This window comes from Enterocloster sp. 210928-DFI.2.20 (assembly GCF_020554465.1).
Classification (GTDB): Bacteria; Bacillota; Clostridia; order Lachnospirales; family Lachnospiraceae; genus Enterocloster; species Enterocloster bolteae.
On sequence record NZ_JAJCHK010000002.1, the window covers coordinates 217,230 to 240,676 of the forward strand.

Annotated in this window: 20 protein-coding genes; 18 read left to right on the forward strand and 2 right to left on the reverse strand. The window is 51.5% G+C overall.

Annotated features, from left to right (window positions below; translation table 11 throughout):
• Window positions 1–40 precede the first annotated feature (40 nt).
• From LI015_RS03745 to LI015_RS03780, 8 genes are all read left to right on the forward strand, one after another.
• On the forward strand, window positions 41–505 hold the full coding sequence (locus LI015_RS03745; protein ID WP_002568556.1) for a pyridoxamine 5'-phosphate oxidase family protein: 465 nt from the start codon (window positions 41–43) through the stop codon (window positions 503–505).
• A 25-nt stretch (window positions 506–530) separates the two neighbouring features.
• The gene (locus LI015_RS03750; protein WP_002572014.1) at window positions 531–785 is read left to right on the forward strand and encodes a DUF3795 domain-containing protein; all 255 of its coding nucleotides are present in this window, start codon (window positions 531–533) and stop codon (window positions 783–785) included.
• Window positions 786–803: 18 nt separating this feature from the next.
• Window positions 804–1,406, forward strand: a complete 603-nt coding sequence (locus tag LI015_RS03755; protein WP_002568554.1) for a pentapeptide repeat-containing protein — start codon at window positions 804–806, stop codon at window positions 1,404–1,406.
• 49 nt (window positions 1,407–1,455) lie between these two features.
• Window positions 1,456–2,082 carry a cyclodeaminase/cyclohydrolase family protein gene (locus LI015_RS03760; RefSeq protein ID WP_002568553.1) on the forward strand — a complete coding sequence of 209 codons (627 nt, stop codon included), beginning with the start codon at window positions 1,456–1,458 and terminating at the stop codon, window positions 2,080–2,082.
• Between the two features lie 32 nt (window positions 2,083–2,114).
• Window positions 2,115–2,960 carry a bifunctional 5,10-methylenetetrahydrofolate dehydrogenase/5,10-methenyltetrahydrofolate cyclohydrolase gene (locus LI015_RS03765; RefSeq protein WP_002568552.1) on the forward strand — a complete coding sequence of 282 codons (846 nt, stop codon included), beginning with the start codon at window positions 2,115–2,117 and terminating at the stop codon, window positions 2,958–2,960.
• Window positions 2,961–3,097: 137 nt separating this feature from the next.
• Entirely contained in the window at window positions 3,098–3,958 is an 861-nt protein-coding gene (locus LI015_RS03770; RefSeq protein ID WP_002568551.1) for a basic amino acid ABC transporter substrate-binding protein, read from the forward strand.
• 222 nt (window positions 3,959–4,180) lie between these two features.
• On the forward strand, window positions 4,181–4,873 hold the full coding sequence (locus LI015_RS03775) for an amino acid ABC transporter permease (protein ID WP_002568550.1): 693 nt from the start codon (window positions 4,181–4,183) through the stop codon (window positions 4,871–4,873).
• On the forward strand, window positions 4,863–5,621 hold the full coding sequence (locus tag LI015_RS03780) for an amino acid ABC transporter ATP-binding protein (RefSeq protein ID WP_002568549.1): 759 nt from the start codon (window positions 4,863–4,865) through the stop codon (window positions 5,619–5,621). Before LI015_RS03775 ends, LI015_RS03780 begins: the two co-directional genes overlap by 11 nt.
• 619 nt (window positions 5,622–6,240) lie before the next feature.
• On the opposite strand, the gene LI015_RS03785 is transcribed toward LI015_RS03780, so the two are convergent.
• The gene (locus LI015_RS03785; protein WP_118018272.1) at window positions 6,241–6,738 is read right to left on the reverse strand and encodes a MarR family transcriptional regulator; all 498 of its coding nucleotides are present in this window, start codon (window positions 6,736–6,738) and stop codon (window positions 6,241–6,243) included.
• Between the two features lie 215 nt (window positions 6,739–6,953).
• On the opposite strand from LI015_RS03785, the gene ftsH reads away from it, so the two are divergent.
• The 9 genes from ftsH to LI015_RS03830 all read left to right on the forward strand — a co-directional run bounded on the left by ftsH (window position 6,954) and on the right by LI015_RS03830 (window position 20,925).
• Window positions 6,954–8,831 carry an ATP-dependent zinc metalloprotease FtsH gene (gene ftsH / locus LI015_RS03790; RefSeq protein WP_002568547.1) on the forward strand — a complete coding sequence of 626 codons (1,878 nt, stop codon included), beginning with the start codon at window positions 6,954–6,956 and terminating at the stop codon, window positions 8,829–8,831.
• A 214-nt stretch (window positions 8,832–9,045) separates the two neighbouring features.
• The gene (locus tag LI015_RS03795; protein ID WP_002568546.1) at window positions 9,046–9,330 is read left to right on the forward strand and encodes a DUF6809 family protein; all 285 of its coding nucleotides are present in this window, start codon (window positions 9,046–9,048) and stop codon (window positions 9,328–9,330) included.
• Between the two features lie 252 nt (window positions 9,331–9,582).
• On the forward strand, window positions 9,583–10,875 hold the full coding sequence (locus LI015_RS03800; protein ID WP_002568545.1) for a BMP family ABC transporter substrate-binding protein: 1,293 nt from the start codon (window positions 9,583–9,585) through the stop codon (window positions 10,873–10,875).
• Window positions 10,876–11,002: 127 nt separating this feature from the next.
• Window positions 11,003–12,535 carry an ABC transporter ATP-binding protein gene (locus LI015_RS03805; RefSeq protein WP_227124180.1) on the forward strand — a complete coding sequence of 511 codons (1,533 nt, stop codon included), beginning with the start codon at window positions 11,003–11,005 and terminating at the stop codon, window positions 12,533–12,535.
• A complete protein-coding gene (locus LI015_RS03810) occupies window positions 12,528–13,655 on the forward strand; it encodes an ABC transporter permease (RefSeq protein WP_002568543.1) in 1,128 nt (375 codons plus the stop codon). The genes LI015_RS03805 and LI015_RS03810 overlap by 8 nt, the downstream gene beginning before the upstream one ends.
• 12 nt (window positions 13,656–13,667) lie before the next feature.
• Window positions 13,668–14,648 carry an ABC transporter permease gene (locus LI015_RS03815; RefSeq protein ID WP_002572019.1) on the forward strand — a complete coding sequence of 327 codons (981 nt, stop codon included), beginning with the start codon at window positions 13,668–13,670 and terminating at the stop codon, window positions 14,646–14,648.
• 554 nt (window positions 14,649–15,202) lie between these two features.
• Complete coding sequence (locus LI015_RS03820; protein WP_227124181.1) at window positions 15,203–16,903, forward strand: M20/M25/M40 family metallo-hydrolase; 1,701 nt, start codon at window positions 15,203–15,205, stop codon at window positions 16,901–16,903.
• Window positions 16,904–17,006: 103 nt separating this feature from the next.
• Window positions 17,007–19,832 (forward strand): excinuclease ABC subunit UvrA, encoded by a 2,826-nt coding sequence (gene uvrA / locus LI015_RS03825; RefSeq protein ID WP_002568540.1) that lies wholly within the window; start codon window positions 17,007–17,009, stop codon window positions 19,830–19,832.
• Window positions 19,833–20,187: 355 nt separating this feature from the next.
• Entirely contained in the window at window positions 20,188–20,925 is a 738-nt protein-coding gene (locus LI015_RS03830; RefSeq protein ID WP_002568539.1) for a GntR family transcriptional regulator, read from the forward strand.
• A 171-nt stretch (window positions 20,926–21,096) separates the two neighbouring features.
• On the opposite strand, the gene LI015_RS03835 is transcribed toward LI015_RS03830, so the two are convergent.
• Window positions 21,097–22,170, reverse strand: a complete 1,074-nt coding sequence (locus LI015_RS03835) for a DegT/DnrJ/EryC1/StrS aminotransferase (RefSeq protein WP_195631963.1) — start codon at window positions 22,168–22,170, stop codon at window positions 21,097–21,099.
• 324 nt (window positions 22,171–22,494) lie between these two features.
• Here LI015_RS03835 and LI015_RS03840 point away from each other — a divergent pair, with 324 nt between their 5' ends.
• The gene (locus LI015_RS03840) at window positions 22,495–23,442 is read left to right on the forward strand and encodes an ABC transporter permease (RefSeq protein WP_002568537.1); all 948 of its coding nucleotides are present in this window, start codon (window positions 22,495–22,497) and stop codon (window positions 23,440–23,442) included.
• The last annotated feature ends 5 nt before the right edge of the window (window positions 23,443–23,447 follow it).

Consider the following 23,447-nt stretch of genomic DNA (forward strand, 5'->3'; position numbering starts at 1 on the left):
AACCGCTTTGCCGGAATAGAACACGAATAAGGAGAATATGGTGAGAAGGAAGGACAGGGAAATTAAGGATACATATGGAATAAGGGAAATTATACGGGAGTGCGACTGCTGCAGGCTGGCTTTTCCAGATGGAAAGAGCGCCTACATTGTACCTCTCAGCTTCGGATACGACGAGGAGGAAAATGCGCTCTATTTCCACGGGGCTGCCGAGGGGAAGAAGATGGATTTGGTCAGGCAGACCGGGTATGCAGGGTTTGAGATGGACACTGCCCATGGCCTTAAGACGGCGGACCAGGCCTGCGGATATTCCTTCCGGTACCGAAGCGTGGTGGGGGAAGGACCCATCCGGGTAGTGGAGGAGACACAGGAAAAGAAAAAGGGCCTGAACTGCATCATGGGCCACATGTCAGGAAAGGACAGCTGGGATTACCCGGAGGCTATGCTTAAGAGAACCGCTGTACTGCGCCTGGATGTGGAACAGATGTCAGGGAAAGAACAGGTTTAGGAGGCTGTAACAAAGGAGGAAGAATATGTTTGAGTCAAGATGCGGAGTCTGCTGCAATCAATGTGAAAGAAAGGAAGCGGTCCGCTGTACAGGGTGCGCAACCATGGAAAAGCCCTTCTGGGGCGGTGAGTGCGGTGTTAAATCCTGCTGCGAGGCAAAAGGGCTGAACCACTGCGGAGAATGTCCTGATTTTCCCTGTGAGATGGAGGCGTCCATGGGAACAGATATGGGCTTTGATGCAGAGCCAAGGTTAAAACAGTGCAGGGAATGGACAAAATAAAATCACCATGGAGGAGATATGCTGTCAGAGGATATGGCGGAAGCAGCCAATCAGGAATGTCCGATTTTGGATAAGGTTTATGAAGACCAGACGGTCGTTGGGATATCGGGAAAAAAAGTGGAGTTTGACACGGTGAAATTCGTCAGGTGCAGGATGGAGGAGTGTGATTTCAGCGGCGCGTCCTTCTGCAATGTAGTATTTGACAAGTGTGATTTTTCTAACTGCTCCTTCCGGGATACCTATTGGAAGAATGTGAATGTATCAGACTCAAAGGGGGACGGAAGCCAGTTCTGCAACTCCACGTTTAAGTGGGTGAAGCTTCTGGACAGTCAGTTCCACTATGGGAATTTCTCTACTGCCTTCTGGGAGTTCGGCGAAATAAAGGGCTGTAATTTCCGGGAATCCTTCATGTCTGAGGTGAAATTTAAAAAGACGGTTTTTTCCTCCACGGACCTGGCCGGTACGGATTTTTTCCGTACACCGTTAAAGGGAATGGATTTATCAGAGTGCGTCATTGACGGCATCATGGTCTCGGATCAGTTCACGGAACTGGCGGGTGTAAAGGTCAGCCTGCTGCAGGCCGCCGAGCTGGCCAGGCTGATGGGAGTTAAAATTGTGTAAATGGGTTATATAATATAAACTATATATAGAAAAACAGGAGGATGTTACAATGGTAGAGAGCATGACGATTCAGGAGTTTCTGGATGTATTATCTTCAAAGGAGCCGGTACCGGGGGGCGGCGGCGCTTCGGCCCTGGCCGGAGCCCTGGGCAATGCCCTGGGACAGATGGTGGCCAATCTGACCATAGGCAAGAAGAAGTACGCGCTGGTGGAGGATGAGATTAAGGAACTGGCAGAGCGGATGAAGGGAATCCAGGGACAGTTTAGCGCGCTGGCTGACCAGGATGCAAAGGTATTTGCGCCTCTGGCCAAATGCTACAGCCTTCCCTCAGGTACAGAGGAAGAAAAGGCATACAAGGCAGAGGTCATGGAAGCACGGCTGTTGGATGCCAGTCTTGTGCCAATGGAAATCATGGAAAAGGCATGGGAAATGCTGGAAATCATGGATATCCTTGCGGATAAGGGAAGCAGGATGGCTGTCAGCGATGTGGGCGTGGGAGTCCAGTTCATCCGGACCGCACTGCTGGGCGCGGTGATGAATGTGTACATCAATACCAAGTCCATGAAGAACAGGGAGAAGGCAGAAGAAATGAACGAGAAGGCGGAACGCCTGATTAAGGAGGGGACAGAAGCAGCGGACCGCATATATCAGAAGGTACTTGAGCAGCTGAGATAGAAGGTGTCAGGCAGAAAGGAAGGAGAAGGAAAATGAAAATATTAAAAGGCGCCGAGGTTTCGGCAAAAATCAAGGAACAGGTAACACAGATGATGGAAGGTCTGGAAGGCCCGGCTCCGAAGCTGGCCATTGTGCGGGTGGGGGAAAAACCGGACGATATGTCCTACGAACGGGGGGCTGTGAAGAAGATGGAGAACTTCGGCCTGAGGGTCCAGACATATGTGTTCCCGGAACAGATAAGCGACAGCGATTTCAAGGCTGAATTCAGTGCCATTAACCGTGACCCGGATGTATCGGGAATCCTCCTGCTCCGTCCGCTGCCAAAGCAGATTGCGGAGACGGACATCGAGAAGATGATTGACCCGGAAAAGGACCTGGACGGGATTTCCCCGGCCAATATTGCCAAGGTATTTGCAGGGGACAAAACCGGTTTTGCGCCCTGTACCGCAGAGGCGGTCATAGAGGTACTTAAGGCCAATGAGATAGATATGACAGGAAAGAACGTGACTATCGTGGGCCGCAGCATGGTGGTGGGCCGTCCGCTGTCCATGCTGATGCTGAAGGAAAATGCCACGGTCACCATCTGCCACACCAGGACCAGGGATCTGGAGACAGAGTGCCGCAGAGCTGAAATCCTGGTGGCCGCAGCAGGAAAGGCTAAAATGCTGGACGGCCGTCACGTGGGACAGGATGCCATAGTCATTGATGTGGGTATTAATGTGGATGAAAATGGAAAATTATGCGGAGATGTGGATTTCCCGTCCATAGAGCCTCTTGCATCCATGGCAACACCTGTGCCGGGAGGCGTAGGGGCCGTGACAACGGCCGTGCTGGCCAAGCATCTTGTGCTTGCAGGCCGGAGACAGAGAGGGAATTAGACGGCATCTTTGCTGATTCTTTGGTGATTCCCGTATTTTCCTCTTGCTAAACCAGAAAAATGCATTATAATATAAAATGTTGAATACATTTATAGTTATGCAATTTGATGCATAAAAGAAAAGAGGAGAATATTATTATGAAGAAGAAGGTTTTAGCGATCACCATGGCGGCACTGATGGCAGCTTCCCTGACAGCCTGCGGCGGCGGTGCAAAAGAGACAACAGCAGCAGCCACAACAGCAGAGGAGAAGGCAGAGGATACCACGGCAGCCGAGAGCAAGGATGAGACCAGCGCAGAGGCGGCTGAGACTGAGGCAGCCAAGGAAGCAGCAGGCGGCAAGCTTGTCATGGCAACCAACGCAGAGTTCCCTCCTTACGAGTATCATGACGGAGATGCCATTGTTGGTATTGACGCGGAAATTGCAAAGGCCATTGCCGATGAGCTGGGCATGGAGCTGGAGATTGAGGACATTGCGTTTGATTCTATTATTCCTGAGATTGTATCCGGTAAGGCTGATATGGGCCTGGCCGGCATGACTGTTACGGAAGACCGTATGCAGTCCGTAGATTTTTCCGATACTTATGCAAAGGCATCCCAGAAAATCATCGTTACAGAGGACAGCGAGATTGCCTCTCCTGATGACTTAAAGGGTGTAATCGTAGGCGTGCAGCTGGGAACCACAGGCGATATCTATGTATCTGACCTGGAAGCTGACGGAACCACGGTAGAGCGTTACAACAAGGGCTTTGAGGCTGTTCAGGCACTGAGCCAGGGCAAGATTGACGCGGTTGTAATCGACGGGGAGCCTGCCAAGACCTTTGTTGCTGAGACAGAAGGACTGAAGATTCTGGATGAGTCCTTTACCGATGAAGAGTATGCCATTGCTGTAAAGAAGGGCAACACAGAGCTGCTGGAGAAAATCAACGGCGCTCTTAAGACCCTGAAGGACAACGGCACACTGGACGAAATCGTAGCCAAGTATATCAAGGCTGAGTAATCGTACCGGGTATGGAATCGCCCACTTAAGACAGACATGACAGTACCGGCATATACAGGAAGACGGCCGGTATAAAACTGCCGCAGGCTGCAGAAAGGGAGGTGCAATACTGCACCGCATCCCCGTTCCTGCAGGGCGGCAGTTTTTGACTGTATGACAGAGGAGAAACAGGGCGTCTGCCCTGCCTTATGAATCATAAAGAAAGAGCAGAGGATGATGAGCATGTGGAAGACATTTACAGATGCGTTTTACCTGAACTTTGTGTCAGACAACCGGTGGAAATATCTGACCGAGGGTCTGAAAACAACGTTGATTATTACCTTTTTTGCCTGCCTTATGGGCATTGTGCTGGGATTTCTGGTGGGAATGATACGATCCACCTATGAGAAGACCCATAAGCTTAAGGTGCTCAATGCAATCTGTAAAGTGTACCTGACCGTAATCCGGGGCACCCCTGTGGTGGTGCAGCTGTTAATCATTTACTTTGTTGTATTCGGAAGCGTCAGGGTAGACAAGGTCATAGTGGCCATCCTGGCCTTCGGAGTCAACTCGGGAGCCTATGTGGCGGAGATATTCAGAAGCGGCATCATGTCCATTGATCCGGGACAGATGGAGGCAGGCCGCAGCCTGGGCTTCAACTATGCCCAGACCATGTGGTACATCATCATGCCCCAGGCATTTAAGACAGTACTCCCAACCCTGTGCAACGAGTTTATCTCCCTGTTAAAGGAGACTTCGGTATCCGGCTACATTGCCATCCAGGATTTGACCAAGGGCGGGGACATCATCCGAAGCAGGACATACAGTGCATTTATGCCGCTGATTGCGGTTGCCATTATTTATCTCATCATTGTAATGATATTTACAAAGCTGATACAGATACTGGAAAGGAGGCTGAGACAGAATGAGCGGTAATACAGGAATGTTTAACGGACAGCCCTTAATCCGGGTGCAGGACCTGGGAAAGAGCTTTGGCTCCATTGATGTCTTAAAGGGAATCACGGTGGATATCCACAAGGGGGATGTGGTCTTTGTGGTAGGGCCTTCCGGTTCCGGCAAAAGCACCTTCCTCAGATGTCTGAACCTGCTGGAGGAGCCCACAAGCGGGCACATTTTCTTTGAGGGCACCGACATCACGGACCCTAAGACAGATATTGACAAGCACCGCCAGAAAATGGGGATGGTATTCCAGCAGTTTAATCTATTTCCCCACATGGATATCATGAAGAACCTGACCATTGCTCCCATAAAGCTTCAGGGAAAGGGACAAAAGGAAGCCGAGGATGAGGCTATGGAGCTACTGGAGCGTGTGGGACTGGCAGACAGGGCCCACGCATATCCCAGCCAGCTTTCAGGCGGTCAGAAACAGCGTATAGCCATTGTCCGGGCTTTGTGCATGAAGCCGGATGTGATGCTGTTCGACGAGCCCACCTCCGCCCTGGACCCGGAGATGGTAGGAGAGGTATTAAGCGTTATGCGCGACCTTGCCAGGGAAAAGATGACCATGGTGGTGGTGACACATGAGATGGGCTTTGCCAGAGAGGTAGCCACCAGGGTTATGTTCATGGACGAGGGGCACTTTATGGAGGAAGCCGCACCGGAGGAATTCTTCTCCAACCCTAAAAATGAGCGTCTGAAGTCCTTCTTAAGTAAGGTATTGTAAAGAGGGGTGAGGATGCACCATGCAGCACCTGCTATCCACGCCAGAACCAAGCCTGCGGATCTAACCGCAGGGCCCGCTGCGTATCATTGCACCTCCATCGTTTATATCCAAATCAGAAGAAAAATGGCATGCCTGGGTAGATGGCATACCATTTATAAAGAGGACCGCATTATCTTGATATGCGGCCTTTTAGTTTAGGATTAATTATCAAGGATACAATCTAAGCGGGCAAAAAGTCCGCCAATTGTCCAATATCATTAGCGGGGATATTATTTTTTTTGCTGCGGGGAATGCACAGCGGACGCAGGAAGAAAGCAGTGGGTGAGAGGCGGGAACGCGGGGCAGGAGGTGGCTTTGGAGCAGTTCGGAGAGACTTAGGCGGAAGGGACAGGAAAAGCCGGGGTTGCGCAGGGCGCTCAACGCCCGAAGCAAAGCAAACATGGAGCCGGACTCATCAGGAGTCCGGCGTAATTTTTGCGGTCCCCGGGTTTTCCTGTCCCTTGCGCCTTAGTCTCTCCCACTGCGGAAACGGCCATCTTTTGCCCCGCATTCCCGTCTCTCACGGACGCGAATCACCACACGCGTCCGCGTACCTCTCCCCATTCCTCTCCCCCATTCCCTACAACTCAGGAAAATCCCCGCAGGATGCTATATCCTCCGCGGCCGCGAATTTCTCCAACAGGGTGTTTAAACGTATCAGGCAGTCGTCCAGCTCCGCCAGTTCCTCCTGATTATACGAGGAAAGTCGGGACACCGTGCACTCCAGCATAGCTTCCCTCAGCTGCTTCATGATGGATGCGCCTTCCGGTGTAATCATCAGATATACATGGCGCCGGTTCCTGGAGCTGTGCTGTCTGCGGACCAGGTTCTTTTCTTCCAGATCATTGATAAGCTTTGTCAGCTGCTGTTTGGTAATGCCCAGCTGCAGGGCCATCTCCGACATGGTGGGCGCCTGTCTGTCCGGCTGGTTTAACTGCATCAGGACCTGGAAAGCAGCGGAATTCGCCCGTATCTGGTTCTGCTGGTGGTAGCTGTTCTTTGCCAGATTAAAAAAATCAATGGCAAATTCCATGAAATGTTCCCCCACATGTCTGCTGTCTGCTGGTTCACGGTTCATGCCGATTACCTCCTCGCTCTATTCTGTAATCGTTTTATCATATCTGGTGTAAAAAGTCAATAAATATTAAAAGTAAATAAAAACTTACAATCAACCATTGACAAAAGTTGCAAATGGTATTATCTTACATGGTGAACAGCGGGAAGCGGATGCAGCTGGAATCAGGCTGCGTGTATCCCGGCCTATGAGTATGAATTAAGAAAAGGAGACCTGGTATGGGTGCGAATGAAGACAGCGGAAAGAGAAACTTAAAAAGCGGCACGCCTAAAAAGCCGTTCATTTACTATTATTTCCTGGTCATATTGGCAGTGATGGTGTTAAATGCCCTTGTATTTCCCATGATGGAGCATTCCGTGGAAGTGCCGTACAGCGAGTTCCTGAAGGAACTGGACGCCGGTAATGTAAAGGATGTGTACGTCAGCAACGGGGAATCACAGATTCAGTTTACGAAAAAGGACCAGAAGCAGTGGAATGTCAGCTATAAGACAGGACCGATTCCGGGAGACGACCTGGTTAAGCGGCTGCAGAATGCGGATGTGGAGAATTTTACAGGAGAAATCCAGACAAAGGCTTCTCCGCTATTAAGCTTCCTGATGTCCTGGGTTGCACCCATTCTCATGTTTGTGGTCATTGGAAATATTATGGGGCGCATGCTTTCCAAGCGCATGGGCGGCAGCAATGCCATGACCTTCGGAAAGTCCAATGCAAAGATATACGCAGAGAATGAGACGGGAATCACCTTTGCCGATGTGGCAGGTGAGGAGGAGGCCAAGGATGCCTTAAAGGAAATCGTGGATTTCCTTCACAATCCGCAGAAGTATGCGGATATAGGAGCAAATCTTCCAAAGGGAGCGCTGCTGGTGGGCCCTCCCGGAACCGGCAAGACGCTTCTTGCAAGGGCGGTGGCAGGAGAAGCCCACGTCCCCTTCTTCTCCATATCCGGTTCTGAATTTGTGGAGATGTTTGTGGGTATGGGCGCTGCCAAGGTCAGGGATCTGTTTAAGCAGGCCAATGATAAGGCGCCGTGTATTGTATTTATTGATGAGATTGACACCATCGGCAAGAAGCGCGACGGCGGAGGCATGAGCGGAAACGATGAGCGTGAGCAGACCCTGAACCAGCTGCTGACGGAGATGGATGGTTTCGACGGAAAGAAGGGCGTAGTCATCCTGGCTGCCACCAACCGTCCGGAGTCCCTGGACAAGGCCCTGCTGCGTCCCGGCCGCTTTGACCGCAGAGTGCCGGTGGAGCTGCCTGACTTAAAAGGACGTGAGGCTATCTTAAAGGTTCACGGACAAAACGTGAAGATGTCGGATGACGTGGATTACAATGCCATTGCCAGGGCCACGGCAGGCGCCAGCGGCGCGGAGCTGGCCAATATCATCAACGAGGCAGCCCTGCGGGCAGTGCGTATGGGCCGCAGCGCCGTGGTGCAGGCCGACCTGGAGGAAAGCGTGGAGACGGTCATTGCCGGATACCAGAAGAAAAATGCGGTTATTTCCCAGAAGGAGCGCAGAATCGTGGCGTATCATGAGGTGGGCCATGCGCTGGTGGCTGCCTGCCAGAGCCACAGCGCCCCGGTTCAGAAGATTACCATTATCCCCAGAACATCGGGGGCATTGGGATATACCATGCAGGTGGAACAGGGAGAGCGCTACCTTATGAGCCGGGAGGAGGCACTGGATAAGATTGCCACCTTTACAGGCGGCCGGGCGGCGGAGGAGCTGATTTTCCATTCCATTACCACAGGCGCGTCCAACGACATTGAGCAGGCTACCAAGATTGCCCGTTCCATGGTGACCCGGTTCGGCATGACCGATGAGTTTGACATGGTGGCCATGGAAACCGTGAACAACCAGTATCTGGGAGGAGACACATCCCTGATTTGCGCTCCGGACACGGCAAAGCGCATAGATGAACAGGTGGTGTCCATTGTGAAGGAGCAGCATAGGAAGGCTCTTTCCATTCTCAGGGAAAATGAAGGCAGGCTCCATGAGATAGCCGCCTATCTGCTGGAAAAGGAGACCATCACAGGAGACGAATTCATGGAAATCTTCAACCGTGGAGAAGAAGAGCAGGTCCGGGGAGAATAGGATATGTTTAGTTGCATTTGACCACGGGCTGTGCTATCCTGGATATATAGACAGGTGGGGGAGCCATAGCCCTGCGCTGCGTATATCCTTTATAGATGATGAGAGAAGATGATTGGTTGATGAGAGAATGAGTTGAGAGCGGATGGAGAATGCGGCGTGACGGCCCCCGCCTTTCTGTGAAAATAATTTGACAAAAGAAAGGCAGGAAAAAGGTATGGGAAAGATTTTGCAGCAGTTGTACAGGGGGGACTTATGCCCGGCGGAAAATACCATACGCGGCAACGCGGAATACGATGCACTGACCAGGCAGTCCATGGACGACTTCAACCGGTTTACCGACAAGCTGGACAGGGACATGAAGGAGGAATTCGACCTTCTGATGGAACATTACCTGGAGCTAACCTTTATTGAGAAGACCCAGTGTTTTACAGATGGGTTCCGCATCGGTGCAGGTGTTATGTGCGAAGTATTTTATGAAAATGCAGCTGAAAGAAACTAAATTATAAGCATGGCTTAAGAATGAAAGGCAGGATTGCTGATAAATAAAAGCAATCCTGTCTTATTGTGTAAAAATGGGTCGATTTCCCTGGTTAATATTGACAATAGGGAAAAAAGTAGATATACTTAACTGGTATTTGTGTTACTTTTTAATGGGTAGGACAACGATGGAACGTCAGGTGTAATGGAGCAGCCAGTACCTGACGTATTTTAATCGGGTTCTGCAAACTTACACTTCATGGAGGAGAGTATTATGAAATTAAAAAAGTTAGCAAGCATGGCCATGGCAGGCGTGATGGCAGTATCACTGGCAGCCTGCGGCGGATCTGACACAGCAAAGACGACTGCGGCAGACGCAGCCACAACAGCTGAGGCTGAGACAACTGCGGCGGCAGAGGATGCAGAGACCAAGGAGACCGAGGCTTCAGAAGCACCGGCCGCAGGCGGCATTGCCAAGGAAGATTTAAAGATTGGCTTTGTCTACATAGGCGATGAGAACGAGGGCTACACAGCCGCTCATTACAACGGCGCCATGGAGATGAAGGAAAAACTGGGCCTGAACGATGACCAGATTATCGTTAAGTGGAACATCCCGGAGGATGAGACTGCAAAGGATGCGGCCATGGACCTTGCGGACCAGGGATGCCAGATTATATTTGCAAACAGCTTTGGACATGAGTCCTATGTGATTGAGGCGGCAAAGGAGTATCCGGATGTCCAGTTCTGTCATGCAACCGGCTTCCAGGCAGCTTCCAGCGGCCTGAGCAACATGCACAACTATTTCACATCCATCTACGAGTCACGTTACGTATCCGGTGTTGTGGCCGGACTGAAGCTGAACCAGATGATAGAGGACGGAACCGTGAAGGCGGATGCGTGCAAGATTGGTTATGTGGGCGCTTATCCATATGCTGAGGTTATCAGCGGATACACCTCCTTCTTCTTAGGCGTGCGTTCCGTATGCCCGGACGCCACCATGGAAGTGAAGTACACCAACAGCTGGGCAAGCTTTGACCTGGAGAAGGAAGCGGCTGACGCCCTGATTTCCGACGGATGTGTTCTGATCAGCCAGCATGCAGATACCACCGGCGCTCCTACCGCATGTGAGGCAGCAGGCGTTCCATGCGTGGGCTACAACATTTCCATGATTGCCACTGCTCCAAAACAGGCTCTTACATCTGCTTCCAATAACTGGGCTGCATATGTGACTGAGGCTGTACAGCATGTCATTGACGGAACCGAGATTCCGGTTGACTGGTGCAAGGGCTTCTCTGACGGCGCTGTGCTGATTACAGAGCTGAACGAGGCGGCTGTGGCACCCGGAACAAAGGAGAAGGTGGATGAGGTAGAGGCCAAGCTGGCATCCGGTGAGCTTCATGTATTCGACACCTCCACATGGACCGTTGGCGGCGAGACACTGGATACATATAAGAAGGACGGCAGCGACATTGAATATATCTCCGACGGATATTTCCATGAGTCAGAGTTTGGTTCCGCACCTGCCTTTGACATCCTGATTGACGGTATCACCACAATTGACAACTAAGATAGCAGATGCTATAATTTCCCGCTGGAAATTAAAGGCTGTAAAAGCGGAGCCATTCATATCTGGCTCCGCTTTTTTCCACGAGACAATGCAACAAGGCTAAATACAAAGAACGGAGGTTGGCCGGGTGAGCGAAGAATACGCAATTGAACTGAAAAATATCACAAAACGGTTCGGCAAGGTAACTGCCAACGACAAGGTATGCCTGTCTGTAAAAAGGGGGGAAATCCTGTCCGTCCTGGGTGAGAACGGAAGCGGAAAGACCACCCTTATGAACATGATTTCCGGTATCTACTACCCGGATGAAGGGCAGATATTCGTAAACGGAAAGGAGGTTACCATTCGTTCGCCTAAGGACTCCTTTGCTCTGGGTATCGGCATGATTCACCAGCATTTCAAGCTGGTGGATGTTCTGACAGCGGCTGAGAACATTATCCTGGGACTGTCAGGAAGGGAAGTGCTGGACATGAAGGCTGTGTCCGCCAAAATCAATGAGCTGACAGCCAAATACGGGTTTGAGCTGGATCCGGACCAGAAGATATACACCATGTCCGTATCCCAGAAGCAGACCGTGGAGATCGTAAAGCTTCTGTACCGCGGGGTGGATATCCTGATTCTGGACGAGCCCACAGCCGTCCTCACACCCCAGGAGACAGACAAGCTGTTTGCAGTGCTGCGCAACATGCGTGAGGCAGGCCATTCCATTATTATCATCACCCATAAGCTCCATGAGGTTCTGGCGCTGTCAGACCGGGTGTCCGTACTGCGCAAGGGCCAGTATATCGGTACGGTATATACGGCAGACGCCACCGAGGAATCCCTGACCGAGATGATGGTGGGCAAGAAGGTAAGCCTGAACATCGAGCGCCCGGATCCTGTGAACCCGGAGCGCCGCCTGGTGGTGGAAGGCGTCACCTGCGTGGACAAGGAGGGAGTGACCACCCTGGACCATGCCTCCTTTACTGCTTACAGCGGGGAGATACTGGGGATTGCCGGTATCGCGGGAAGCGGCCAGAGGGAGCTTTTGGAGTCCATTGCCGGACTGGAACCCATGACGGGCGGAACCATCACCTATTATCCGCCGGAGGGCGGCGAAAAGCAGCTGTCCGGCATGAGCGCCTCAGCCATTAATAAGCTGGGGATAAAGCTTTCCTTTGTGCCGGAGGACCGTCTGGGCATGGGACTGGTAGGAGCAATGGACATGACGGACAATATGATGCTCAGGGGATACCGCAGGGGACGTTCCTTCTTTACGGACAGAAAGACGCCAAAAAACCTGGCGGAGCAGATCATAGAGGAGCTGGAAATCGTGACCCCCGGCGTCTCCACTCCGGTGCGCAAGCTGTCAGGGGGAAATGTCCAGAAGGTGCTGGTGGGAAGGGAGATTTCTTCCAATCCCAAGGTGCTTATGGTGGCCTATCCGGTCCGCGGACTGGATATCAACTCATCCTACACCATCTATCATCTCCTCAATGAGCAGAAGAAACAGGGAGCGGCCGTTATATGCGTGGGCGAGGACCTGGATGTGCTTCTGGAGCTGTGCGACCGTATCCTGGTGCTGTGCGCGGGACAGGTAAACGGTGTTGTGGACGGCAGGACAGCGACCAAGGAACAGGTGGGGCTAATGATGACCAGGACAGGAGGTGGATTAAGTGAGTAAGGAGATGACGGCAGTGTCCAACAAGGAACCTCTGATGCATATTTCCAAGAGGGATGAGATTGATATGTGGAAGGCCTGGGCCATCAGGCTGGGAGCGGTTCTCTTATCGCTGGTGGTCTGTGCAGGGGTCATCTATGCCCTGACAGGGCTTAATCCCCTGGAGGTTTATAAAGGAATCTTTGACGGGGCAGTGGGTACCAAAAGGCGTACCTGGATGACCATTCGCGATACTCTGGTGCTACTCTGTATAGCAATCGGCATCACGCCTGCATTCAAGATGCGGTTCTGGAACATCGGAGCAGAGGGACAGGTTCTGATTGGCGGCGTCACATCCGCTGCCATGATGATTTACCTGGGCAATTCACTGCCTCCCCTGGTTCTGTTTCCGCTGATGCTTTTGGGAAGCGCCCTGTCAGCCATGGTCTGGGCAGCCATCCCGGCATTTTTTAAGGCATACTGGAACACCAACGAGACACTGTTTACACTGATGATGAACTATGTGGCCATGCAGGTCATCACATACTGCATCATTTTCTGGGAGAATCCAAAGGGATCCAACTCCGTGGGAACCATCAACTCCTCCACAAAGGGGGGATGGCTTCCAAAGCTGTTCGGCCTGGAGTACGGCTGGAACCTGGTAATCGTGCTGGCGCTGACCCTGGCCATCTTCATCTACCTGAAGTACAGCAAGCAGGGATATGAGATTGCGGTAGTGGGAGAGAGCGAAAATACGGCCAGGTACGCCGGAATCAATGTGAAGAAGGTAATTATCCGCACCATGGCCCTGTCCGGCGCCATCTGCGGCATTGCAGGCTTCATCATAGTCAGCGGCGCCAGCCATACCATTTCCACCAGCACAGCGGGCGGCAGGGGATTCACGGCCATCATCGTATCCTGGCTCAGCAAGTTCAATGCATTTGCCATGGTCCTGGTGTCGTTTTTCCTGGTATTCATGCAAAAGGGAGCCGGGCAGATTGCCTCCCAGTTTAACCTGAATGAAAATGCCTCTGATGTAATAACAGGCATCATCCTCTTCTTCATCCTGGGCTGTGAATTCTTCATCAACTACAAGGTGGGAATCCGCAGCAAACGGAAAGAAGCAGGGGCAAAATTGTCATAAGGAGGCTGAAATATGGGTTTTTTAGTTATATTTATTCAGAAAGCAATCGGCCAGGGTATCGGCATCCTGTACGGAGCCCTGGGAGAAATCATGACGGAGAAATCAGGCAACCTGAATCTGGGTATTCCCGGCATGATGTATATGGGCGGCATTGCCGGACTGATCGGGGCTTTCCTGTATGAAAACGGGACAGCCAATCCAAACGGTCTGGTGGGGCTTCTGATTTCCTTTGTGTGCGCCTTTGTGTGCGCTGCCCTGGGAGGACTGGTATACAGTGTACTGACCATCACGCTGCGGGCCAACCAGAACGTGACAGGTCTTGCCCTTACCACCTTTGGGGTTGGCTTCGGCAACTTCTTCGGCGGTTCCCTGGCAAAGCTGGCAGGGGGAGTGGGACAGATTTCCGTGGCAGTGACAGGCGCTGCCTATAAGACTCCTATTCCCGGACTGTCCAAGTTTGGCGTCATCGGACAGATTTTTTTCTCCTACGGATTTCTGACCTATCTGGCAGTGGCCCTGGCCCTGGCATTGGCGTTTTTCCTGGCTAAGACCAGACGTGGACTGAACCTGAGGGCTGTGGGCGAGAGTCCGGCCACGGCAGATGCGGCCGGCATCAATGTAACGGCCTACAAGTATCTGGCCACCTGCCTGGGAGGAGGCATCAGCGGCCTGGGCGGATTATACTTTGTCATGGAATACTCCGGCGGTACCTGGACCAACAACGGATTCGGCGACAGAGGCTGGCTTGCAATCGCCCTTGTCATCTTCGCCCTGTGGAAACCGGTCAATGCCATCTGGGGTTCTATCCTGTTTGGCGGTCTGTACATCCTTTATCTGTATATACCTGGCCTGGACAGGGGCGCCCAGGAGATATTCAAAGCCCTTCCCTATGTGGTCACCATTGTGGTCCTGGTTATAACCAGCCTGAGAAAGAAGAGAGAATACCAGCCGCCCCAGAGCCTGGGACTTCCGTATTTCAGGGAAGAACGGTAGGGTATTGAGGCCGGATATCAGGGAAAGAATCGTCATGCAGTACAGGAAACAGAGAAGCAAAGAACGAAACAGATAAGTAAAAAACGAAACAGATAAGTAAAAAATAAAATTGATAAATGAGTAAGATAAAAGACCCTCCCGCAGGACGGATAGAATATCAGTATCTAACCGGCCCGGGAGGGTCTTTGCGGTCCAGTGTCACCACCGCAGTTGTATTCAGGACTCTGATGTTTTTCAATGGTTTTCCCTCCGCTATATCTGAAATAAAATGAATACAGGAATTTCATGATATAAAAAAACTGCTTATAATACCCCTGTGAAAGTATTATTAACAGTCTTGCTTACCCTTACGTAATAACAAACTTGTTTTCTGCATCTACGATAGCAACCCTGTTGTTTTTTTAAAATAGGGAATTTTATTTTCGTTAAAACAACCATTTTGGTACAAGGTTTTTTGTGCAGGTTATACAATGGGTATTGATATCCCGGAATGAATGGAATATACTGGGTCATATATAAAATAAAGGCAGTATTCAGGAAAAGAGGCGTTTGCTTTGTTGTTTGAAAAACAGATATATGATTACCTGCGGGGGATGGTTTCCATTCCCAGCGTGTCCAACACCCCACAGGAGAAGGAGGTTTCAGACTATATCGCAGGATGTCTGGAACGCCAGCCCTATTTTGCGAAACACCCGTCCCTCTGCGGGCAGTGCGCTCTGGAAGGCGACAGTCTGGGACGGACCGTTGTGTACGGCCTTGTGAGAGGGAAGGGAGCCGGGACGGTTGTGCTTACCGGTCATTACGACGTGGTGGACACGGACGAGTATGGACGGTTCCGCGCCCTGGCATATGATATGGAGGCATGGAAGCACATCCACGGGGAGGAACTGGAGGCGCTTAAGTCCATGCTGCCCCAGGAGGCCAGGGATGATTTGGCGTCAGGGGAGTGGCTGTTCGGCCGGGGAGTGAACGACATGAAAGGCGGGCTTTCCATTGGCCTTGCCATCATGGACTGGTTTGGACAGAAGGTGCTGGAATATCCTGAGACAACCGGAAACCTGCTCTTTGCGGCGGTGGCGGACGAGGAGGCATATTCTGCGGGGATGAGGGGAGCTGTTTCCCTGTTTACAGGGCTGCGGCAGGAATATGGGCTTACATATGACTGTCTTGTGGATTTGGAGCCCAGCTTTAATGAGGGCGGCAAGCAGCAGGTCTATATAGGGTCTGTGGGCAAAACCATGCCGGCTGTTCTTGTACAGGGCGCCAAGGCGCATGTGGTGGAATGCTTTCACGGACTGAATGCCATCGGCGTGCTGGCGGAGATGTTTATGGCCACGGAACTGGCGCCTGAATTTTCCGAGACCTTTGAGGGAGAGCATTGTCCTCCTCCCACCTGGTTTAATCTGCGGGACCGCAAGTACGGATATGATGTGTCTGTCCCCCTGCGGGCAGCCGGATATATGAGTATGCTGGGATTTTCAAAGACCACCAGCCAGGTCATGGAACGGCTGAAGGAAATGGGCCGGCGGTCCTTTGCGTCCTATATGAAGCGGATGGAGAGCCAGGAAGTCCTGGTCAGGTCGGGAAATATCCTGCCCAAGGTGGACTTGGAACACTGCGTGCTGGAGTACGGGGAGCTGGCAGAGATATGCCGGAAGAAAAAAGGATATGGGAAATGGTATCAGGACCTTTACGGAAAAATAGAGTCGGACGTGCGAACAGGTGCCATGAATTATCCCCAGGCTACGCTGGAAATGATGGATGCCATGCTGACGTTTTCGGGCATCACTTCGCCTGTCATGGTTATATCTTTTGCGCCGCCATATTATCCGGCCTTTCACAGCGACAGGCTGGGGGAGACAGATAGGGCGGGACGGACTGGAGGTATACAGGAAGGAGGTATACAGGCAGGAGAGGGTACCCGTCTCTATAACCTGCTGCAAAAGGCGGCGGAGGACACCTGCGGTCTCTGTCTTGGAAAGCGCAATTACTGCTGCGGGATATCGGATTTAAGCTACTGCGGGGGACCGGATCGGGAGGAAATGGCCTCCTATGCGGTCAATGCCCCTCTGTGGGGAACCATGTACCGGATGGACCTGGATGCCATGGCGGATTTCAGGGTCCCCTCCCTTTTATTCGGCCCCATCGGCAAGGATGCGCACCAGATGTCGGAGCGGGTTCACGCCAGGAGTCTGCTGGAAGAGGTTCCAGTAATTTTGCAACAATTCATCGAACAAATGTTTGCAAATGCATAGGCGATGTGCTATACTAGAGGCTGTCAGCGCTGTGTATCAGCGCTATGCAGAAAGAACATTTTTACAAGAAGCCAATTAAGATAAAAGACAAGGAGCATGTTCGATGGCAAAGCAGTACATTAAAATCCGCGGGGCGAATGAGCATAATCTGAAGGATATTTCCGTGGATATACCGAGGAACGAGCTGGTGGTCCTTACAGGACTGTCCGGTTCAGGCAAATCATCCCTGGCTTTTGACACCATTTATGCTGAGGGGCAGAGGCGTTACATGGAGTCCCTGTCTTCCTATGCCAGGCAGTTCCTGGGACAGATGGAGAAGCCGGATGTGGAGAGCATAGAGGGTCTGTCGCCGGCCATTTCCATTGACCAGAAGTCCACCAACCGGAATCCCCGTTCCACTGTGGGAACGGTTACGGAAATCTACGACTACATGAGGCTTTTATATGCCAGAATCGGTATACCCCACTGTCCAAAATGCGGCAAGGAGATACACAAACAGACCATTGACCAGATGGTTGACCAGATTATGTCCATGCCTGAACGGACCAAAATCCAGCTGCTGGCCCCTGTGGTCAGAGGGCGCAAGGGCGAGCATGTAAAGGTGCTGGACCAGGCCAGAAAGAGCGGTTATGTAAGGGTCCGCATTGACGGCAATCTCTACGAGCTCTCAGAGGAAATCCGGCTGGAGAAGAACATCAAGCATAACATTGAAATCGTGGTGGACCGTCTGATTGTAAAGGAAGGTATTGAAAAAAGGCTTACAGATTCCATAGAGACAGTCATGGCCCTGAGCGGCGGACTGATGATGGTGGATGTGAGCGGCGGTGAGCCGGTGAATTTCAGCCAGAGCTTTTCCTGTCCTGACTGTGCAGTCAGTATTGACGAGGTGGAGCCAAGGAGCTTTTCCTTCAACAATCCCTTTGGAGCCTGCCCGGAGTGTTTCGGTCTGGGGTATAAGATGGAATTTGACGAGGATCTGATGATTCCGGATAAGTCCCTGTCTATAGACCAGGGCGCAATTGTGGTCATGGGATGGCAGTCCTGTGCGGACAAGGGCAGCTTTACAAGGGCAATCCTGGAAGCGCTGTCCGAAGCTTATGATTTCAGGCTGGATACGCCCTTCCAGGATTACCCCAAGGAAATCCACGATGTGCTGTTATACGGAACCGGAGGCCGGGAGGTGAAGGTCCGCTATAAGAGTCAGAGAGGCGAGGGCGTCTATGACGTGGCGTTTGAGGGCCTGATTGAGAATGTAAACCGCCGCTACAAGGAGACTTTTTCCGAAGCGTCCAAGGCGGAATATGAGACCTATATGCGGATTACCCCCTGTCCGGTCTGTAAGGGGCAGAGGCTTAAAAAAGAGTCCCTCGCAGTTACGGTGGGCGGGATGAATATATATGAAGCCACCAACATGTCCATAGTCCGGTTTAAGGAATTCATGGACGGGCTGAAGCTGACTCCTATGCAGGAGACCATAGGCGCTTCTATTCTGAAAGAAATCAGAGCCAGGATATGCTTTCTCATTGACGTGGGTCTGGATTATCTTTCCCTGTCCCGGGCCACAGGCACTTTGTCCGGCGGTGAGGCCCAGCGCATCCGTCTGGCCACCCAGATAGGCTCCGGCCTGGTGGGAGTGGCCTATATCCTGGACGAGCCCAGCATCGGACTCCATCAGCGGGATAATGACAAGCTCCTTAAGACGCTGACCCATCTGCGGGATTTGGGCAACAGTGTATTGGTGGTGGAACATGACGAGGACACCATGCGGGCAGCGGACTGCATCGTGGACATCGGACCCGGTGCGGGAGAGCACGGCGGAAAGGTCATTGCCATGGGGACGGCCGAGGAAATCATGAAGAACCCGGATTCCATTACAGGAGCTTACTTAAGCGGGCGTGTGAAGATTCCGGTGCCTGCCGAGAGAAGGAAGCCCACGGGCTGGATTACAGTAAAGGGCGCGGCGGAGAACAATTTAAAGAACATCAATGTGGACATTCCCCTGGGAATCATGACATGTGTGACCGGCGTGTCCGGTTCCGGCAAAAGTTCCCTTGTGAATGAAATCGTTTATAAATCCCTGGCAAGGAAGTTAAACAGGGCCAGAACCATACCGGGCAGGCACAAGAGCATCGAGGGCGTGGAGCAGCTGGATAAGATTATCGACATCGACCAGTCGCCCATCGGGCGTACTCCCAGGTCCAACCCGGCTACCTACACAGGCGTATTCGACCTCATAAGGGACCTGTTCGCCTCCACTCCGGACGCCAAGGCAAAGGGGTACAGCAAGGGAAGGTTCAGCTTTAACGTAAAGGGCGGCCGGTGTGAAGCGTGCAGCGGAGACGGCATTATCAAGATTGAGATGCATTTCCTGCCGGATGTATATGTGCCCTGCGAGGTATGCGGCGGCAAGCGGTATAACCGTGAGACCCTGGACGTGAAGTACAAGGGAAAGAACATCTACGATGTGTTAAACATGACCGTGGAGGAGGCTCTTAAGTTCTTTGAAAATGTACCCTCTGTTACCAGGAAGATACAGACCCTGTATGACGTGGGACTGGGATACATCCGGCTGGGACAGCCGTCCACGGAGCTGTCCGGCGGCGAGGCCCAGAGAATCAAGCTGGCCACGGAGCTGTCCAAGAGAGGCACGGGAAAGACCATTTACATCCTGGACGAGCCCACCACCGGACTTCATTTCGCAGACGTCCATAAGCTGATTGATATACTTCACAGGCTGTCGGAGGGAGGCAACACGGTTGTGGTTATTGAGCACAATCTGGATGTAATCAAGACAGCGGATTATATCATCGACATTGGTCCGGAAGGCGGGGACAAGGGCGGAACGGTGATTGCAAAGGGAACACCGGAGGAAGTGGCCCGTTGTCCGGTGTCCTATACGGGAATGTATGTAAAGAAATATCTGAATTGACAACAGTTATGACAGCAGATGCGGCCGAAGCGCGGCGGGGATGAGGTAGTCCCCGCCTTTTTCTAAAAAGACAGGAATCAGGTATAGAGTGGAAAAAATGTGGACAACAGACGGAATTTACAGGGAAACCAGGGATAAGGCGGCCCGCAGGAAGGCGTAGGGCTGTGCCTGTGTGTGAGATGGAATGTGATGCCATAGCGGCTCCGGCTCAGTTCAGGAACCGGTCTATCAGCCGGTCTTTTTACAGCTCGGACAATCTGGAAAATATCATGGATATTGAAAATCCTTTGACATTTGCGCAGGGCCTACGTTATAATGGACAGGTTAAAGAGCAGTGCTAGGAGCGGGGATTGTAATGGATAAGGAAAAAAAAAGAAGTCTTTCAGAGGTGGCAGCAGATTATGTGAGGGAGCAGATTCTTCAGGGAAAGCTGGCTCAGAGAGAAAAGCTGGTTGAAAATGATATAGCCGTAACGCTGGGGATGAGCCGGGGGCCGGTGCGGGATGCGCTGAAGCAGCTGATGTACGAAGGGTTTCTGGATTATGAGACCAATAAAGGGTACTCTGTCACCATGCTTTCGCCTAAGGATGCCTATGAGATATTCTTTCTGCGGGGCAACCTGGAAAACCTGGCTTTGGAGCGGTGCGGGGGCCGTCTCCTGAGCGACAGCATTTTTCTTATGGAGGATGCGGTGCTGGCCATGAAGGAGGCAGTGTCAGAGGACGACATGGGGAAAATCATCAAGTATGATGAGATATTCCATAAACAGATTTTATTATCAGGCCAGATGGAGCGTCTGACCAGTCTGTGGGAGACACTAAGCCCCTTAAACGGAGCCATGTTCTATACCATTAAGCAAATCAACGGGTATGTGTCTGAAGAACAGGTGGATTTGGACCAGGAGGACATTGCTGCCCAGGCAGGACGGCGGGGAAACAACTATCTGGAGCATAAATGGCTTTTGGAAATCCTGCAGCGGGGGAACCTGGAACAGTCCAGGAGCGCAATCAATACCCACTACATAGCCAACGGCGAGAGAATTTACCGGATCGGAATGAAGATGAAGAACCAGGAACTGTTTTATCATGTGTAATTGCGGATGCATAGGGACAAAAAATAAAAGCGGATGTGCAAAAGCGGAAATGCAGGACGTGAAGACGATTGTATCACGTTCCCGTATTTCCGCTTTTTAAATATATGTATGTTTTCGATCATACTGCCGGTTCATACTTTTAATTCATATGCTTCCTCTATGTTTCAGCTCTTACTCTTCAGGCATCCCCTCTATCTGTCTGCATATATATTCCATATCCTCAGTTCCATATCTTTGGTCGCAGGTAAAGGACAGCACATGGCTGTAGATGTAGTCCGCGTCGCCATGGCCTTCGGTGTCCACCATGGGGCCCTGGGGCCAATAGGTGGTGGTCTTGACGCCTTGTCCGGCCAGATAGGACTGGACCATGTCCCTGTCCTTTGCATACACGGTAAAGTGGCTGGGAACAGCGCCCTCTTTAAGAACCGGGAATATCACGGTAATCTGGGGATGTTCCGGCATATGCTCCAGAAGATACTGGTAATTGGCACGGCGTCTCTGTTTCAGCTGCTCAAAGTCATAGTGCCGGATGATGTACTCTGAATCCCGGTCGCTTCCATAGGAATCAAAGATGCGGCGCAGCATCATCTCGGCGTCCCAGAAGGTATCATTGAACTTCTGCATGGCCTGGGGGTCGGGAGTCCCTGCCTGCAGAAGCTGCTGTTTGCCTCTCATGGACATACTGCGCATGGAAAGATGGGTTTCATCAGGAGGCAGAACGGGAAGGGAAAAGCCGCCTTTCCTCTTAATAGCGAATCCGCCAGCCGGTACTCCAATCCATTTGCGCATGCTGCCCACCACATAATCGCAGTGAGGGTCAACACCGTCGGCTGAAAAGATGGAGTGGGTCGTATCCTCCACAATGATGATGCCCCGTTCGGAGCACTTCCGTATAAATTCCCTGTCGTAGCTGCAAAAGCCGTAATAGCCGCAGAGATTGACAACGCTGATGCGGTCCAGGACCCTTTCATCAAAAATGGGGGTCAAATCCCTGGATACATCGTAGAATAAAAGTTCATAGCCGGCTTTCAGAAAAGGGGCCAGGACTGTCTCGCAGGTGTAGACAGGCACATAGGCCACTTTTTTGGTGTCGGACAGGCAGATATCCTGGAGCGCATAGTAGTTGGCACATCTGCCGGACATGAAAAAGCGCAGGCTTCCTCCTGGCGGGCATAGGTTTTCCAGATAATGGTTCTCGGTTTCGGGCAGTGGTTCATATGTAAAAAATCCGCCAATCTGTTTCAAATTTTCTTACCTCCCAAACATGTGCCGGCTCCAGGATGTGTGCGCCCCAGAGAGACACTTAGATTTAATATACAGACAAGTATATCATAGATTTGAAAAAAAGCACAATAGAAATGTTGACAAAATATTTAAAGTGTAAAATTTAAACAATGATTGTTGACAATTTTGATATATTGTTTTATAATTTGAATGAAGCGAGGGAGTTTCAAATCCTAAGGCTTCTTTTTTATTATTTTGGTTTCAAACCCCTGTGCGGGGTTGTGAAATATGTATTTTGCTTCGCTGCGTTAATGCAGCAAATATACGAGGATTGGAGAGAGAAAAATGTACAAGTATGTGTTAAAAAGACTGCTTATGCTGATTCCGGTCATTATCGGCGTGACGTTCATTGTGTTTTTCATTCTGAACCTGTCACCGGGCGACCCGGCGGCAATCATCCTGGGTGACCAGGCATCAGCCGAGGCGCTGGCCATGAAGAGGGAGGAGCTGGGACTCAACGACCCTCTGCTGGTCCGTTACGGACATTATATGATTAATATGCTTCACGGCGACCTGGGCACATCCTATAAAAATAACCTGAGCGTATGGTCGCAGGTTATGGAGCGGTTTCCTAACACAGCGGTGCTGGCAGTGGCAGGTATCCTGGTAGCCATTCTGATAGGAATTCCCACGGGAATTATTTCCGCCAAGAAACAGTATTCCATGATGGATAATACAGCCATGCTGCTCTCACTGATTGGCGTGGCCATGCCTAACTTCTGGTTCGGCCTGCTGATGGTTATTCTGTTTGCGCTGACCCTGGGCTGGCTGCCTTCACAGGGAATGGGGGAGGGATTCATACCTCTCATCAAGAGCCTGGTCCTTCCGGCGGTGACGCTGGGCACAGGGGCTGCTGCCATGATTACGCGTATGACACGCTCATCCATGCTGGAGGTTATCCGTCAGGATTACATAGACACAGCCAGGGCAAAGGGGGTTTCCGATAAGAAAATAACCACCCGCCACATGCTTAAGAATGCCATGATTCCGATTATCACGGCAGTGGGCCTGCAGTTCGGCACCCTTTTGGGAGGCGCCATGCTGACAGAGACCGTATTTTCCTGGCCGGGCCTGGGACGTCTCATGGTGGATTCCATCAAGTCAAAAGATATTCCCATGGTATTGGGGTCTGTTATCTTTCTGGCAATCATGTTTACCGTGGTCAACCTGGCGGTAGACATCATATACGCCTTTGTGGACCCGAGAATTAAATCACAATACAAGAGAAAGTAGGTGCA

Bases quoted from the DNA above. Each gene is read 5' to 3' on its own strand.
- LI015_RS03760 (WP_002568553.1), top strand. From the start codon at position 1,456: ATGGTAGAGAGCATGACGATTCAGGAGTTTCTGGATGTATTATCTTCA.
- LI015_RS03785 (WP_118018272.1), bottom strand. From the start codon at position 6,738: ATGAACCGTGAACCAGCAGACAGCAGACATGTGGGGGAACATTTCATG.
- LI015_RS03800 (WP_002568545.1), top strand. From the start codon at position 9,583: ATGAAATTAAAAAAGTTAGCAAGCATGGCCATGGCAGGCGTGATGGCA.
- LI015_RS03830 (WP_002568539.1), top strand. From the start codon at position 20,188: ATGGATAAGGAAAAAAAAAGAAGTCTTTCAGAGGTGGCAGCAGATTAT.
- LI015_RS03765 (WP_002568552.1), top strand. From the start codon at position 2,115: ATGAAAATATTAAAAGGCGCCGAGGTTTCGGCAAAAATCAAGGAACAG.
- LI015_RS03770 (WP_002568551.1), top strand. From the start codon at position 3,098: ATGAAGAAGAAGGTTTTAGCGATCACCATGGCGGCACTGATGGCAGCT.
- LI015_RS03815 (WP_002572019.1), top strand. From the start codon at position 13,668: ATGGGTTTTTTAGTTATATTTATTCAGAAAGCAATCGGCCAGGGTATC.
- ftsH (WP_002568547.1), top strand. From the start codon at position 6,954: ATGGGTGCGAATGAAGACAGCGGAAAGAGAAACTTAAAAAGCGGCACG.
- LI015_RS03775 (WP_002568550.1), top strand. From the start codon at position 4,181: ATGTGGAAGACATTTACAGATGCGTTTTACCTGAACTTTGTGTCAGAC.
- LI015_RS03750 (WP_002572014.1), top strand. From the start codon at position 531: ATGTTTGAGTCAAGATGCGGAGTCTGCTGCAATCAATGTGAAAGAAAG.
- LI015_RS03840 (WP_002568537.1), top strand. From the start codon at position 22,495: ATGTACAAGTATGTGTTAAAAAGACTGCTTATGCTGATTCCGGTCATT.
- uvrA (WP_002568540.1), top strand. From the start codon at position 17,007: ATGGCAAAGCAGTACATTAAAATCCGCGGGGCGAATGAGCATAATCTG.
- LI015_RS03755 (WP_002568554.1), top strand. From the start codon at position 804: ATGCTGTCAGAGGATATGGCGGAAGCAGCCAATCAGGAATGTCCGATT.
- LI015_RS03795 (WP_002568546.1), top strand. From the start codon at position 9,046: ATGGGAAAGATTTTGCAGCAGTTGTACAGGGGGGACTTATGCCCGGCG.
- LI015_RS03780 (WP_002568549.1), top strand. From the start codon at position 4,863: ATGAGCGGTAATACAGGAATGTTTAACGGACAGCCCTTAATCCGGGTG.